The 14,515-nt window shown below is 29.7% G+C and carries 19 protein-coding genes and 1 tRNA gene; 9 read left to right on the forward strand and 11 right to left on the reverse strand.

Annotated elements, in window-relative coordinates; translation table 11 throughout:
- The first annotated feature begins 6 nt into the window (after positions 1–6).
- The 5 genes from ACQ65T_RS10090 to ACQ65T_RS10110 all read left to right on the forward strand — a co-directional run bounded on the left by ACQ65T_RS10090 (position 7) and on the right by ACQ65T_RS10110 (position 4,140).
- Positions 7–1,230: an MDR family MFS transporter gene (locus ACQ65T_RS10090; RefSeq protein WP_430400955.1), complete on the forward strand. Its 1,224-nt coding sequence runs from the start codon at positions 7–9 to the stop codon at positions 1,228–1,230.
- A 41-nt stretch (positions 1,231–1,271) separates the two neighbouring features.
- Positions 1,272–1,592: a hypothetical protein gene (locus ACQ65T_RS10095; RefSeq protein WP_430400956.1), complete on the forward strand. Its 321-nt coding sequence runs from the start codon at positions 1,272–1,274 to the stop codon at positions 1,590–1,592.
- A gap of 151 nt (positions 1,593–1,743) precedes the next feature.
- Positions 1,744–2,103 (forward strand): BlaI/MecI/CopY family transcriptional regulator, encoded by a 360-nt coding sequence (locus tag ACQ65T_RS10100; RefSeq protein WP_430400957.1) that lies wholly within the window; start codon positions 1,744–1,746, stop codon positions 2,101–2,103.
- Between the two features lie 2 nt (positions 2,104–2,105).
- On the forward strand, positions 2,106–3,938 hold the full coding sequence (locus tag ACQ65T_RS10105) for a M56 family metallopeptidase (protein WP_430400958.1): 1,833 nt from the start codon (positions 2,106–2,108) through the stop codon (positions 3,936–3,938).
- A gap of 61 nt (positions 3,939–3,999) precedes the next feature.
- A complete protein-coding gene (locus ACQ65T_RS10110) occupies positions 4,000–4,140 on the forward strand; it encodes an SsrA-binding protein (protein WP_430400959.1) in 141 nt (46 codons plus the stop codon).
- Here the strand turns inward: ACQ65T_RS10110 and ACQ65T_RS10115 are convergent.
- Positions 4,137–4,649, reverse strand: a complete 513-nt coding sequence (locus tag ACQ65T_RS10115) for an adenine phosphoribosyltransferase (protein ID WP_430400960.1) — start codon at positions 4,647–4,649, stop codon at positions 4,137–4,139. The genes ACQ65T_RS10110 and ACQ65T_RS10115 overlap by 4 nt on opposite strands.
- 67 nt (positions 4,650–4,716) lie before the next feature.
- Between ACQ65T_RS10115 and ACQ65T_RS10120 the strand changes: the two genes are divergently transcribed.
- The 3 genes from ACQ65T_RS10120 (at position 4,717) to ACQ65T_RS10130 (ending at position 6,128) form a co-directional block, all read left to right on the forward strand.
- Positions 4,717–4,790 (forward strand) — tRNA-Arg (locus ACQ65T_RS10120).
- A gap of 55 nt (positions 4,791–4,845) precedes the next feature.
- On the forward strand, positions 4,846–5,457 hold the full coding sequence (locus tag ACQ65T_RS10125) for a YkgJ family cysteine cluster protein (RefSeq protein ID WP_430400961.1): 612 nt from the start codon (positions 4,846–4,848) through the stop codon (positions 5,455–5,457).
- Positions 5,458–5,519: 62 nt separating this feature from the next.
- Complete coding sequence (locus ACQ65T_RS10130; RefSeq protein ID WP_430400962.1) at positions 5,520–6,128, forward strand: YkgJ family cysteine cluster protein; 609 nt, start codon at positions 5,520–5,522, stop codon at positions 6,126–6,128.
- Here ACQ65T_RS10130 and ACQ65T_RS10135 read toward each other — a convergent pair.
- On the reverse strand, positions 6,125–6,637 hold the full coding sequence (locus ACQ65T_RS10135) for an NUDIX hydrolase (protein ID WP_430400963.1): 513 nt from the start codon (positions 6,635–6,637) through the stop codon (positions 6,125–6,127). The two genes, ACQ65T_RS10130 and ACQ65T_RS10135, sit on opposite strands and share 4 nt — an antisense overlap.
- A 109-nt stretch (positions 6,638–6,746) precedes the next feature.
- On the opposite strand from ACQ65T_RS10135, the gene ACQ65T_RS10140 reads away from it, so the two are divergent.
- Positions 6,747–7,979 carry a glycosyltransferase family 4 protein gene (locus ACQ65T_RS10140; RefSeq protein ID WP_430400964.1) on the forward strand — a complete coding sequence of 411 codons (1,233 nt, stop codon included), beginning with the start codon at positions 6,747–6,749 and terminating at the stop codon, positions 7,977–7,979.
- Between the two features lie 29 nt (positions 7,980–8,008).
- Here the strand turns inward: ACQ65T_RS10140 and ACQ65T_RS10145 are convergent, their stop codons facing one another.
- The 9 genes from ACQ65T_RS10145 to ACQ65T_RS10185 form a co-directional block, all read right to left on the reverse strand.
- Positions 8,009–8,590: a tRNA-(ms[2]io[6]A)-hydroxylase gene (locus tag ACQ65T_RS10145; RefSeq protein WP_430400965.1), complete on the reverse strand. Its 582-nt coding sequence runs from the start codon at positions 8,588–8,590 to the stop codon at positions 8,009–8,011.
- Positions 8,591–8,625: 35 nt separating this feature from the next.
- Positions 8,626–9,078: a hypothetical protein gene (locus ACQ65T_RS10150; protein WP_430400966.1), complete on the reverse strand. Its 453-nt coding sequence runs from the start codon at positions 9,076–9,078 to the stop codon at positions 8,626–8,628.
- 31 nt (positions 9,079–9,109) lie between these two features.
- Positions 9,110–10,165, reverse strand: coding sequence for an o-succinylbenzoate synthase (locus ACQ65T_RS10155; protein WP_430400967.1), 1,056 nt, complete (start codon positions 10,163–10,165; stop codon positions 9,110–9,112).
- A 1-nt stretch (position 10,166) separates the two neighbouring features.
- The gene (locus ACQ65T_RS10160) at positions 10,167–10,844 is read right to left on the reverse strand and encodes a metal-dependent hydrolase (protein WP_430400968.1); all 678 of its coding nucleotides are present in this window, start codon (positions 10,842–10,844) and stop codon (positions 10,167–10,169) included.
- 31 nt (positions 10,845–10,875) lie between these two features.
- Positions 10,876–11,772: a 1,4-dihydroxy-2-naphthoate octaprenyltransferase gene (gene menA, locus ACQ65T_RS10165; protein WP_430400969.1), complete on the reverse strand. Its 897-nt coding sequence runs from the start codon at positions 11,770–11,772 to the stop codon at positions 10,876–10,878.
- A complete protein-coding gene (locus ACQ65T_RS10170; RefSeq protein ID WP_430400970.1) occupies positions 11,773–12,048 on the reverse strand; it encodes a hypothetical protein in 276 nt (91 codons plus the stop codon).
- Between the two features lie 14 nt (positions 12,049–12,062).
- Positions 12,063–12,458: a hypothetical protein gene (locus tag ACQ65T_RS10175; RefSeq protein ID WP_430400971.1), complete on the reverse strand. Its 396-nt coding sequence runs from the start codon at positions 12,456–12,458 to the stop codon at positions 12,063–12,065.
- Positions 12,449–13,852: a PH domain-containing protein gene (locus ACQ65T_RS10180; RefSeq protein ID WP_430400972.1), complete on the reverse strand. Its 1,404-nt coding sequence runs from the start codon at positions 13,850–13,852 to the stop codon at positions 12,449–12,451. The genes ACQ65T_RS10175 and ACQ65T_RS10180 overlap by 10 nt, the downstream gene beginning before the upstream one ends.
- 88 nt (positions 13,853–13,940) lie before the next feature.
- Entirely contained in the window at positions 13,941–14,513 is a 573-nt protein-coding gene (locus tag ACQ65T_RS10185) for a PH domain-containing protein (protein WP_430400973.1), read from the reverse strand.
- Between the last annotated feature and the right edge of the window lie 2 nt (positions 14,514–14,515).

Raw genomic sequence — 14,515 nt, forward strand, 5'->3', positions numbered from 1 at the left:
CCTCACATGATTCAAAGAGCATTTCAAAAATACATTAACAACTTTAAAGGATTCTCTAGGGAAATCTGGATTCTAACGATGATAACATTTATCAATCGTGCCGGAACAATGGTTTTACCTTTTTTATCAAAATACTTAAAGGAAGACCTAGGATTTAGTTATGATGAAGTAAAATGGATTTTAGTAAGTTTTGGAGTCGGTTCCATGCTTGGTTCTTGGCTTGGCGGAAAATTAGCAGACAAAATAGGGTTTTATAAAGTCATGATTTTTAGTTTACTTACTAGTGGACTTATGTTTTTTGGATTACAAAAAATTACTTCGTTTGAAGGTTTAGTAGTTGCTATATTTCTTATTATGGTGGTTGCCGATATGTTTAGGCCGGCCATGTTTGTTTCGCTAGCAGCTTACTCAAAACCAGAAAACAGAACTCGATCATTAACACTGGTTAGACTTGCAATTAATTTAGGTTTTGCTGCAGGACCAGCTTTAGGCGGATTGATTATAATGACAGGTGGTTACAGTGGATTGTTTTGGGTGGACGGATTAACTTGTATAGCGGCTATTTTAATTTTCTGGTCATTGGTTAAAGAAAAAGAAAAATCATCTTATTTAGATAAAGAAAATCCTGGCGATATATTAACGCATTCTGTATTTAAAGATACACCCTTCTGGTTGTTTTTAACCACTTGTTTAATTACCGGAATTATGTTTTTTCAATTATTTACAACCATTCCTTTGTATCACAAAGAACAATTTGATTTAACAGAATTTCAAACTGGCTTATTATTAACTTTTAACGGAATACTGGTATTCTTTCTTGAAATGCCCTTAGTAAGTTATATTGAACGCAAAAAAATAAATGCTGCTAAAATTGTAACTCTAGGCTGTTTAGCAATGTCATTAAGTATGTTTTTGATGTTAATGAATTTTTGGGCAGGTATATTAGTAATAATGATGGTATTTATGACATTTGGAGAAATGTTTGCCTTTCCTTTTTCTAATTCATTTGCGATGAGTCGTGCACCAAAAGGTCATGAAGGTCGCTACATGGCTATTTTTACAATGAGTTACAGTTTAGCCCACATTTTATCTGCAAGTACAGGAATGGAAATAATTGAGCGTTTTGGTTATCAAAGTAATTGGTTTTTCATGGGAGCATTAGGTCTAATTGGAGTTTTCATTGGGTTCATTGTGCTTAAATTAGCTAATAAAGAGAATAGTTTAAAATAATTTAATTAGATTTGAGTTATTAGATAAAACAACTAATACTTATGAATCTAAAAAAAATCTATCTAGCACTATTCTTATTAATTGGTTTGCAGTCATTTAGTCAAGAAAAAACAAAAGAATTAAAGTTTTATAAAATTGAACTCAATAATGGAGATGTTGTCATAGTTGATAGTAATACACATATTAAATTTCCTGGATATCCAAGATTAGCATTAAATACAATGAAAATTGTATATGATGGAACTCAAATTGAAGATAATACAACCTTTTTCAAAAACACCAACACACAACTTTTTAAGGAAATTGAAATTATTCCTGGGCCACGAGGAACAATTCAAAGAATAAAAATCAAAACTAAGTAAAAAAAAATCCTGCATTTAGCAGGATTTTTTTTGGATGTAATTTATTTTGAAAACTTAAAATTTAGTTAAATAACTACAAAAATAGTTGTATAACTATAAAAATAGTTTTAAGTTTGTTCTTCGACAAGCTCAGAATGACAAATTTAAGATTATGCAAAAACTAACCAACAAAGAAGAAGAAATTATGCACATTTTATGGAAGCTCAAAAAAGCTTTCGTAAAAGATATAATGGAAGAAATAACCGAAGAAAAACCTCATTACAACACATTATCTACTATTGTAAGAAATCTTGAAGAGAAGGGATATGTAAGTTACACGGCTTATGGAAAAACACATCAATATTTTCCAATAATAACAATTGAGAAGTACAGAAAGAAATTTATGAATACAGCTATTGATACCTATTTTAATAGTTCGTATAAAAACTTGGTTTCGTTTTTTGCTGAAGAAGAAAAAATTTCAGCTGATGAACTTCGCGAGATTTTAGCACTAATTGAAAAAAAGAAATAATTATGGAAACGCTTCTACTCTATTTCTTAAAAGTTAATGGATTACTAATCGTATTCTATTTAACTTATTATTTATTACTTCGAAAAGAAACTTTTTTTCAAAGTAACCGTTGGTTTTTACTTTTAGGAATTATAAGCTCATTTGTATTACCATTAATAACATTTACAGAAATTGTTTGGATTGATCCAGAACCTATTGAATACGCAACAAACACCTATATTCCCAATACAAATATAGAAGCTTCAGAAATATCTAATCTATTTAATTGGCAATTCTTTTTAACATCAGTTTACATTATAGTTTCTATTATTTTCTTCATTAGAATAGTATTCGAAGTTATTTCTTTTATTAGAATTCTAAAAAAAAGCAATAAAAATAAAGAAGGTAAAATTGTATTAGTTGAAACCAATAAAAGTCAAAATCCATTTTCATTTTTTAATTATTTAGTCTTTAATAAATCAAATTTCACTGAAGAAGAATTAGAAATGATTATTATCCATGAGAAAGTTCATATTGCTCAAAGACACTCTTATGACGTACTAATTACAAAACTGCTATGCATCATACTTTGGATAAATCCTATTGTTTGGTTATATCGCAAAGCTATTTTAGAAAATCTAGAGTTTATTGCAGATTATAAAACTTCAGAAATAACTAATAACATTTATCAATATCAAAAAACGTTGCTTAAAGTAGTAGCATGTAATAATCAATTATCAATCACAAATCAATTTTATCAATCATTAATCAAAAAACGAATCGTTATGTTAAACACAAATCCCTCACAAAAGAAGAATATTTGGAAATATTCACTTGTTGTACCTTTCTTAATTGGTTTTGTCTTTCTATTTCAAATAGAAACAAAAGCACAAGTTAGAGAAATAGAAATCGTAGAAAACGATACAAGAGCAGTTGAAGTCATTCAATTCATAATTGATAAAAACACAACAGATGCAGAAATTAAAAAAGAAACCGAAATACTTAAAAACGAACAAGGAATTACATTAAAAGTGTCAGGAATTAAACGAAACACTAAAAAAGAAATAACAGCTATTAAAATAAGTTTTAAAGATAATGAAGGAAACTCTGGAAATATTTCTAAAAAAGCAGACAATCCTATTGAACCTATTCGCTTCTTTAAAGAATTAGATTCAACTGGAAAAGGAAATGTTGGCTTTGGAGGGACATCATTTCATAAAAACTTTGAATGGACTTCAGATGAATCAATAAATAAAAATGAAAATGTTTTTATTGTAAAAAAAGATAATTTAAACAAGAGTACTGAAATTTACCTTGACGGCAAAAAAATTGACGAATCGGAATTAGAAAATATTGACTCGGAAATCATAAAGACCGTTAACGTTAGTGATAATGGAAATAAAAATGTAATCATTATTAAATCGAAAAAAGATTTAGACGAAAATGATGAGCATGTATTTTTCATAAATGACAATGAAGTTGACAAAATGGATGTAGATAATTTAGATCCTAATAAAATTAAAACAGTTAATGTTATAAAAGGAGACAAGAAAATTGTCAAAGTAATTACTAAAAATTCAGCAGGAATTCCAGATGATACTGAAATTTTTATCAACGGTAAAAAAGTAACTCAAGAAGAGTTTGACAATTTAGAACAAAATGAAATTGCTTTAATGAATATTAGTAATATTAATTCTAAAAAAAGGATTGAAATTCAGAAAAAAGCAAAAGAAGAAGTTGAAAAAGAAATGAAAAGAATAAAAATTGAATGGCAAGAAGATTCAAAAAAAGAAGATATTAAAGTGCAAAAGGCTGAATTGGAAAAAATGAAAGCTGAGCTAAAAAAGAAAAACTAAATAAAAAAGTCCCGCAATTGCGGGACTTTTTTTTGACTATATTTGCCAAAAATTATAAGCAATGTATAAACTTTTAGCAAAGCTAAATAAACTTATTTTACCAAGTTTCACTAAGCAACGTTTAGATGTAACCAAAGCTAAAAAATGGCAACAAGCTATTTTAGCTTATAGATATTACATTACCATAAAGTCTTTAGATTAGTAGGTTAATACTGCAAATATTTCTTTGTTCGGAAGATTATCTCTTCCATTAAGAAAACTTAGTTCCATTAAGAAATTACACTGTACAATTTCACCACCAAGTTTTTCTACCAATTCGCAAACTGCTTTTGCAGTTCCACCAGTTGCCAAAACATCATCGTGAATTAAAACTCTATCTCCTTTTTGAATTGCATCTACATGAATTTCTAAGGTATCAGATCCATATTCTAATTCATAAGAAGCCGAAATGGTATCAAAAGGTAATTTATTTGGTTTACGAACAGGTATAAATCCGGCATTTAATTTTTGAGCAATTAAAGTTCCAAAGAAGAAACCTCTACTTTCAACACCAATAACTTTATCTATTTTTTTATCCGCTAAATTACTGATTAACAAATCTAAACAAGAAGCCATTGCCTCTGGATTATTCAATAATGGTGTAATGTCTTTAAACCCAATTCCTGGTTTTGGAAAATCTTGAATGTTACGAATGAATTTTTCTATGTCCATTTTTTTATTTTTTTTACGAATAGATTTGCAATTTAGTCATTTATATCTATATTTGCACCCTCAATAAGGCCTCGTGGCGCAACTGAATAGCGCATCTCATTACGGCTGAGAAGGTTACTGGTTTGAATCCAGTCGAGGTCACAAAAAAGCTCTGTTTTTACAGAGCTTTTTGTATTTTTACACTTATTTTGCAGCTATGAGCATAGAAGAAAAGGTTCAATTGGTAAACGAATTGTATCAAAACCTAGAGTCTGAGATTAAAACCTTTCAAACTGAAACAAAACTTAGTTGTGTAATTGGTTGTGGAAAATGCTGTTCTACTCCAGATATTGATGCTTCTCCACTAGAATTTCTTCCATGGGCATTTCATGTTTTTATGGAAGGTGAGGCCGAAGAAAAATTAACTGCTTTAAATAACACAGTAACTCCTAATTGTTATTTATACCAAGCCAAATCAATTGAAGAATATACCAAAGGACAATGCCGCGATTATAAACATCGTGGTTTAATTTGTCGTTTATTTGGTTACGGAGCAACAACAGACAAGTATGGACAATTACGTATTGCTAGTTGTAATATTATTAAAGAAGGACAAAAGGAAAACTTTGACAAATCTACCGAGGCTATAAACAACGGTCTTTCTATTCCAATATTCACAGAATACTACATGCAACTTTCGCAAATAGATTTTAAATTAGGAAATGTTTTTGTTCCAGTTAACAAAGCCATGAAACTTGCTATTGAAGAAGTCTTACAGTATTATGCATACCGACCTTTTCCTGATAATTACAAAGGCGAAAAACTTTAATTTTATAATTAGTTATAATTCTAACAAACAGCCATTTAATAGACTACCTTCGAAAGAAATTAATGTCAATAGAAAACCGCGTTAGATTAGTTGAAGAATTATACAAAAATCTTGATCTAGAAATTGCAGAATTTCAAACACAAACAAAACTTGGTTGTATTGCTGGATGTGGAAAATGCTGCACAAAACAAGATATTGACGCCTCCCCTTTAGAATTTTTACCTTGGGCTTTTCATCTTTTTTTAAATGGAGATGCAGAAACTGTTTTGGCTAAACTTAAAGTAAAACAAAGCTCTATTTGTCATATTTACCAACCTTTATCTTTATTAGACAGTAATTCGGGAAGTTGTGGAGACTACCAATATCGCGGCTTAATATGTCGCCTTTTTGGTTATGGGGCAACTAAAGATAAATATGGTGCTTTACGATTAGCTACATGCAAAATAATCAAAGAAAGTCAAACCGAAAATTTTGACAAATCTACAGATGCTATTAACAAAGGATTACCTGTTCCTGTTTTTACAGATTATTACATGAATCTTTCCCAAATAGACTTTAGAATGGGAAATGTTATTGTTCCTGTAAATACCGCTTTAAAACTAGCAATTGAAGAAGTTTTGCAATATTATGCATACAGAGATTTACCTGAAGGTTTTCCTAATTGTGCTTAGTTTTTAAACTTCTCACCTATCACTTTTCTTATAGAAACAAAACCAATTTTTTCTAAATCAATTTCATTTCGGTTTACCCAAATTAACTCTTGTATTTCGTCTTCTGCTGTAATAGAAATTAGATCTGTTTGAAGTGGACATTCATAAAAGATATCCATTGTTCTATACGGTACGTTTTTGTATAAATAATTGTTTGGAGAAGTAGTAATGTACTTTAAATCATTTGGAGCAATATCTAAACCCAATTCTTCTTTAATTTCTCTACAAGCAGCCGCTTCAGCATTTTCGACGGGATCAATAAATCCGCCTGGTAAATCCCATTTTCCTTTATCAGGATCAACATTTCTAACAGTAAATAATATTTTGTCTTCAATAGTAAATACAATGGCTACAGCCGCTGCAATATTATGATAATAAGTAAAATCACAAGCATTGCAATGAAAACGAACATTATTTGGAAAAGTAAAATGTTCAGATTTACAATTAGGACAAAAATTAAAGAAAGTCATATATGAGTTATAGGTTTTAGGTAATAAGTTAATAGTGCAAATTAACAATTAAAAATAGTAATTACCATTTACCTAATACCTTTTACCAATAAAAAATTATATTTGTGCTATGCAAAATCACTTAGTAATTATAGGAACCGTTTGGCCAGAACCAACCTCAACAGCAGCAGGAACTCGAATGCTGCAAATTATTGAAGTGTTTCAAAAAGAAAAATACAAAATCACTTTTCTATCTTCTGCAAGTAAAGGTGAAAATTCTTTAGATTTAGAAAGTATTAGTGTTCAAACAAAAAGTATTCAGTTAAATAATTCAAGTTTTGATGTTTTAATTACAGAATTAAACCCGACAATCGTTCTCTTCGATCGTTTTATGATGGAAGAACAATACGGGTGGCGCATTGCCGAAAATTGTCCAAATACTTTGAAAATATTAGATACAGAAGATTTGCATTTTTTACGTAAAACAAGAGAAACAGCATATAAACAAAATAAAACTGTAGTTTTTGAAGATTACATTTCTGATGTTTTTAAACGTGAGTTAGCTTCTATTTATCGCTGTGATTTGAGTTTAATTATTTCGGAATTTGAAATGCAATTACTTACCGAAACATTTAAAGTTGATAATTCTATTTTACATTATTTACCTTTCATGGTGGAAGCTTTAAATGAAAAAGCATTTGATAGCTTTCCAAAGTTTAAAGAAAGAAAGCATTTTGTAAGCATAGGGAATTTTTTACACGAACCGAATTGGCAAACAGTTCTCCAACTGAAAAAGCTTTGGAAATCGATTAAAAAAGTACTCCCTGAAGCCGAAATGCATATTTATGGTGCTTATGTTTCGGAAAAAGCAAAACAATTGCACAACGATAAAGAAGGTTTTATCATTAAAGGAAGAGCTGAAAGTGTTGAAAAGGTTTTCAATTCAGCTAAAGTCTTGCTTGCTCCTATTCCTTATGGTGCTGGTTTAAAAGGAAAATTATTAGAAAGTATGCAATTTGGTTTACCCAATGTTACCACTAAAGTTGGTGCCGAAGCTATGCATGGAAATTTAGACTGGAATGGTTGTATTACTGATTCTGATGAAGAATTTATTGAAAAGGCAATTGAACTGTATTTGAATGAAGAACTTTGGAATACTGCTCAAAAAAACGGAAGTGAATTAGTAAATCAACGTTTTGAAAAAGCTCTTTTTGAAGCAGATTTTGTTACAAAAATTAATGAGTTACTTTTAAGTTTAAATTCACATCGAAACCAAAACTTTCTGGGACAACTATTTCAACATCAAACCATGCAAAGCACAAAGTTTATGAGCCGTTGGATTGAATTGAAGAATAGAAAATAGTGATTAGCAATTACTTTTTAAACCAAGAACTAACCATGTATCGTTTCTGATTTTCCATAACTGGCAATAACTTTAGCTTCAAACTCTAGCCATTCTTCCCAACGTTTTTTAACATCATAACCTTCCTCAGCTAATTCATGTGCAAAATTTAAAAATGAGGTGTAATGATTGGCTTCCGAAATCATTAGTTCTCTATAAAATACAGCCAACTTTTGATCTTTAATGTTATCTGAAAGTACTTTGAAACGTTCGCAACTTCTCGCTTCAATCATAGCTGCAAAGAGCATTCGTTCAACAATTAAATGCTTTCGATTACCAGGCTTCATAAACTTAAATAAATCGTTTACATAACTGTCTTTTCTTTCACGACCTAAAACCCAACCACGCTCTTTTATAATTTCGTGCACTTGCTCAAAATGTTCCATTTCTTCTCTAGCAATAGAAGTTAGCTCGGTGGTAATTTCAGTAAACTCTGGCAACATATTAATTAACATTATGGCATTTGAAGCGGCTTTTAACTCGCACCAAGCATGGTCAGTTAGAATTTCTTCTAAATTGCCTTCTGCAATATTTGCCCATCGAGGATCTGTAGGAAGTTTTAATCGAAACATTTGAATAAGTTTACTGCAAAAGTAAATTAAATAAGTTAATTTTTAAAATGAACTACTGCCCATAATTCATTTGTTAAAGCATTATAAACCACAAAATGTGTATTGTTTTTTCGTTTTCCTGTTTTTATATAAATAGAGTTCGGATTTTCGTTTATGCTTTTCATATCACCTAAGAAATACTGCATACTTTCTAACTCTAAATCAGCTAAATCATCCAGTTTAGTCAATTCATTTTTAGCTATATATTCTTGATTATTTAACTCCTGAAGTTTAAAATAAACCGATTTAACTTTTTGCACAGAATCATAATAACATTCTGAACGCTCAATTTTTGGAATGTCTATACCAACGTTAATTTCAATATTATCAATATTTGCAAATTCACATCCTCTGTTATCTTTTATTGAGGTTACAAATGATTTAAAACCAAAAAAAAGTAGGGCGATGAATGATACTAAAGTAGTAACGATAATAATTGCATTTCTCATAATATATTTTTTTCAAGAACGAAAAAAGAACTTATTTAGTATTTAAGTTGATTAAGTTAGACACGTCCCAGTTTAAATGAGTATCATACAAAATATGACCTTTATTAATAACTAAAGGAGATGAAAAATTATTGGTATACAAACCTCCTGTTCCCAAACCTTGAGGTAATGGATTTTGTAAAGTGTAGGTAAATTGTGTAATTGCATTTAGACCAATATTACTCTCTAAAGCAGAAGTAATCCACCATTTAATATTGAGTTTTTCGGCAATAGAAATCCACTCCAAAGTCCCGCGAAAACCACCTACTAAACTAGGTTTTAAAATTATATATTGCGGTTTAATTTTTACGAGTAATTGCTCTTTCTTTTCAACTCCAAACACTCCAATTAGCTCTTCATCTAATGCAATTGGCAAAGGAGTTGTTTTACACAATTCTGCCATGCTGTCAGTATTGCTTTTTGCAATAGGTTGTTCTATGCTATGAATTTCAAAACCAGCTAATTGATTTAATTTACTTAAAGCTTCATTTAATTTAAAAGCGCCGTTGGCATCCACTCTTATTTCAATAGTTTTTGCATCAAAATTTTGACGAATAAAATGCAATAATTCCATTTCTTTATCAAAATTTATTGCTCCAATTTTAAGCTTAATACAACGAAAACCCTGCGCTAATTTTTCTTCAATTTGTTCTTTCATATAAGCCTCATCTCCCATCCAGACTAAACCGTTAATTTCCATAGAGTCTTTACCCAAAGTAAAATCAGAAGGAAACAACTCAAAAGGTTTTTTTGAAGCTAAAGAAAGAAACGCCATTTCTACTCCAAACTGTATAGATGGAAATTCTATTAAAGATTCCCAAAGAGCATCTTTACCTAAATGAATATGAGCACAAACCCATTGCAATTTTTCTTCATAATCTGGTCGGTCATCAATAGAAAGTGTGCGAAGAATTCCGCACTCACCTATTCCAACTTTTCCATTTTCTTCTAAAATTAAAAACCAAGTTTCTTTTGTAGTTAAAACTCCACGTGAAGTTCCACTAGGCCTTTTAAAATTAAGTATATATTTTTTATAATTTGCTTTCAATTTACAGTTCTATACTTTCTCCAATTTCTAATAACATTAAATCTTTGTCTTTATCAAAGAATTTACGTTTTGCTTCTTCATGATTGATTTCAATGTAACCAAATGTATCGTAATGATAGCCCAAAACTTTATCGCATTGAACAAAGTCAGAAGCAATAATAGCATCATCAACATCCATCGTAAAATTACTTCCTATTGGTAAAATGGCTAAATCTAACTTAGTTCGCATTGGAATCAACTTCATATCCATTGATAAAGCCGTATCGCCAGCAATGTAAATATTTTTACGTTCACCTTCAATAATAAAACCACCTGGTTGTCCGCCATAAGTTCCATCAGGAAATGACGAAGTATGAATAGCATTTACATATTTTACCATCCCAAATTCGAAATCCCAACTTCCTCCATGATTCATAGGATGATAATTAAAGCCTTTATTACCATAGTAAGATGCAATTTCATAATTAGATACAATAACTGCATCTGTGCGCTTTGCAATTGCTTCTACATCTAAAATATGATCTTGATGTGCATGGGTCAATAAAATAAAATCGGCTTTTAATGAATTAATATCAATGTGAGCTGCTTTTGGGTTACCCGTTATAAATGGATCAACTAAAATGTTAACCTCATCTACTTCAATTCCTATACAAGCGTGACCGTAAAATGTAATTTTCATAATTTAGTAATTAGTTGTTAGTGAAAAGTAATTAGCATAGAAAAACTAAAGTTAACCAAAATAATATACTTAATGCAAAAGTAGTTAGTGCTACTTTTTTTAATTCGGGATCAAAATCTTCATAATTTTTAGCGTTTCGAACATTTCGAACGTGTAAAATTAATGGAAAATAAATAATTAATATTGGTTTTATTGATGTTGCTGTAATAATTGAAAAAAGCAAAAATAAAGTTGAACCAAAAATCAATAATAATTCATGATAATTTTTTGCAATTTCCAATCCCATTTTGACAACTAATGTATTCTTACCTGCAATTCTATCATTCTCAATATCGCGCATGTTGTTCAAATTTAAAACGGCTACACTTAAAAATCCAATACCCGCAGCTGGTAAAAGTAGCTTCCAATCCACAAAATGCGTGAACAAAAAGTTAGAACCCATTACGGAAACCAATCCGAAGAAAATAAACACAAATACATCTCCAAAACCGCTATAACCATAAGCATTTGTTCCAACAGTATATTTTATGGCTGCTCCAATAGAACCAACACCTAATAAGATAAAAATTAAGCTTAATGCGAAATTCTCTTTTCCAAAAGCAACATAAATTAAAGCCAATGCAAGTACAAAAGTGACAATTGCAGTAATAATAACTGCTTTTTTCATTTGTTGGGCAGAGATAATTCCGGCAGCAACTAAACGCTTCTCTCCTATTCTATTGTCATCTGTTCCTTTTATTCCATCGCCATAATCGTTTGCGAAGTTAGAAAGTACTTGCAATCCTAAAGTTGTAAATAAAGCCAAAATGACAATTTTCCAATTAGAATATCCTTGATGATAAGCATAAGCACTTCCTACAATTATTCCTGAAAGCGATAAAGGTAATGTTCGTAATCGTGCGGCTTGAATCCAGTTTTTCATTATCATTTATTTAAAATAAATTTGAGTTGTTAAAGTCAATATTTGAATTCCTAAACAAAGAAACCATGGTTTTCTTAGAGTTTCTTTAGATATAATTATCATAATAATTGATAAAATTGGTAATCCAAATAATAATAAAAACATCGGTAACCATAAAATTTCATAAATCACACCAATTATTGGAAATTGATATACATTTATGAAAATTGTTGATCCCCAAAACAAAAACACAATAAGACTTATAAGTAATATTATTTTATTTTTTGAATGTAGTTTATCCATCTTCTATATTTTAATTAAAGTACGCTATAAATTACCAAGCTTCCAAAAAGCATGGAAATTGGCGCAATTAATTGTACATAAATTGGCTTTAATATTTCAGCAGCTTTTAAAGCATAAGTATGATGTAATTTTCTTGGCACAAAATATAGCACCAAAGATGTGCCTATCATAAAGCTTCCAAATAATTTATAAACTTCTGGAAATCTGGAAAAATCTGCATAAATAACTAAAGCAGCAGCAGGAATCATTCTAATTGTTATCTCTGCATAATTGATAAAATTTGTACTTCCTGCTTTTCGTAATATAGAAAGTGCTCTTAAAGGTTTAAATAGCATTAAGAAGCCAACTCCTATAAGGAATAACCCAAACAGAAAAATTATGCATTTTGCTATGATTTGAACTACATCCATTTTTTTGTGCTTGTTTCTACTTGATACAACCATTTATTACTCAATTGCGTAATTTGATTGTAAAATCCTGTTGTAAAAGAAATAGTTCCTCCTGCAGTATAAAGATAAACACTTCCTATGTTCAATCGCTTTTGCCAAAACAATTGATTGGTTTTAATTGCTTGAATCTTATAAGGTTCTATAATTGCGGTATCAATATCCCAAAAACCAGATTGTACCATTATAAATTCTGGTGTGACCATTAATTTATAGTTTTTATACAAACGCCAACAACTAAGAGTTCCAATGACAAAATACAATGAAGTAAACAAATACAACTTGCTCCAAAGTAAAAAGTGAGCAACTGAGTTAAAAGAAAGAACTACGATAACTGGCAATACAATCATAAAAATAAAACGAATCCAAAATTTTCGAACACTTGGAAAATATACTTCCTGATTTGTAATTTCTTTATTATAAACAAAATCTAACATTTGGTTTTTTACCACTTCCGAACAACCTGGAACTTCAATTCTATCTTTCTTTTTTTCTTTCGAATTTGCTTCGCTCGATGCTTGCTCAATTCTTAGATTTCGAATATCTAATTTCTCTTGAAAGTAGTTCTGAGAAATTTTAATCAATTGGACTTTAATAGGATTAATTATAGTGTTTCTAGTAGTGATTAAACCGTAAGTAAGTAAAAGTGAATATTTGGTTCTAGTAATAAAAAAATCGAAATAACGAACAATTGTTCGAACTAAATTTATTGCAATAATCAATATGAAAATAAATACAAAACCTATAATTACCGAAAGTAAAACCGAATTAAAGTTCAAATAGTTTTCAATAGAATTAGTGTCAATTTTATCCTCAATATGAATTTGTCTTCCGTTTTCCCAAAGCGTATTTAAAACTAAAAACAACCAACCAAAAGTTTCTACATATCTTGAAGTAATTCCGGTTTTTATCAAGGTAAAGAAGCCAATTTTTATGGTTTTGGAATCTGTAGATTGAATAGATTCCTCATTATTAACAACATCAATTGTTTCAGTTTCATTTAAAAGTTCAATAGTTTCCTTTAATTGATTGGCAATATAACTTGAAACTGCTTTAATTTCTACTTCTTTTTTTCCGCTTCCGGCTGTATCTACATTAATTTCATATAATTTGAATACTTTATGCAACAAATTCTGATTCAGGTTAATTTGCTGAATTTTATGCAGTTGAATACTAATTTTAGATTTTTTAAGAAATCCTTTTTGAATAATTAATTCTTTGGACTTATAATCAATTTGAAAGGTAAAAAAATAATATCGAATAAACGTCACAAAAACTGAAACAACGAAAATCGATATTCCAAGCCAAATTAATTTCCCAAAAAACTTGTCCATATTCATGGCAAAAACAACAATCATAGCGATTGAAATTCGGATTATCTTTTGCAAGGTAAACACGAACAAAACTAAAATCCCTAATTTGGATTGCCGCTGAGGAATTGAAAAATCAAATTTCATCTTGGATGTTTAAATTTATCGATGATTCTTCCTCTGTTTCTTCGATTAAAGCATCAATTTTCTGAATAATCCAAATTTTATAACGTTGCGCTTCCTCTAAAGTTAGTCCGTTAATTTCTAAATCGGTAGAACTTCCTCCAGCGGTGAATAACTCTAAAGAAGCCAAGCCAAAATAACGAGAAAACAAACCTTGATGCAAAGCAACATGTTGAATTCTTTTATAAGGAACTATTGTTGTAGTTTGAGAAATTACTCCTGATTTATAAATGGCATCGTGTTCACGAAAAGCGAACTTTTTGTATTTAAAACTTAATCTAGAAAACAAAAAACTAATTACTAAAGCAATTACATAAGCAGTACCAATTAGTAACCAAACTCTATTTGGGAAAAAATCGCTTTTAAAAAAAGACAACATACCTAAACCAATGCCTAACAAAGTAAAAACAATCCCAATATTAATTAGAATTACTTTAAAATACGCAGGTTGAATAGATTGCAATTGAACTTCTTCAAACTTTGGTAAATCTGAAATTAGAATTGTATTATTTGTAAAATCTTCCATAA

It is taken from the genome of Flavobacterium sp. (assembly GCF_965284515.1).
In the GTDB taxonomy this organism is placed as follows: domain Bacteria; phylum Bacteroidota; class Bacteroidia; order Flavobacteriales; family Flavobacteriaceae; genus Flavobacterium.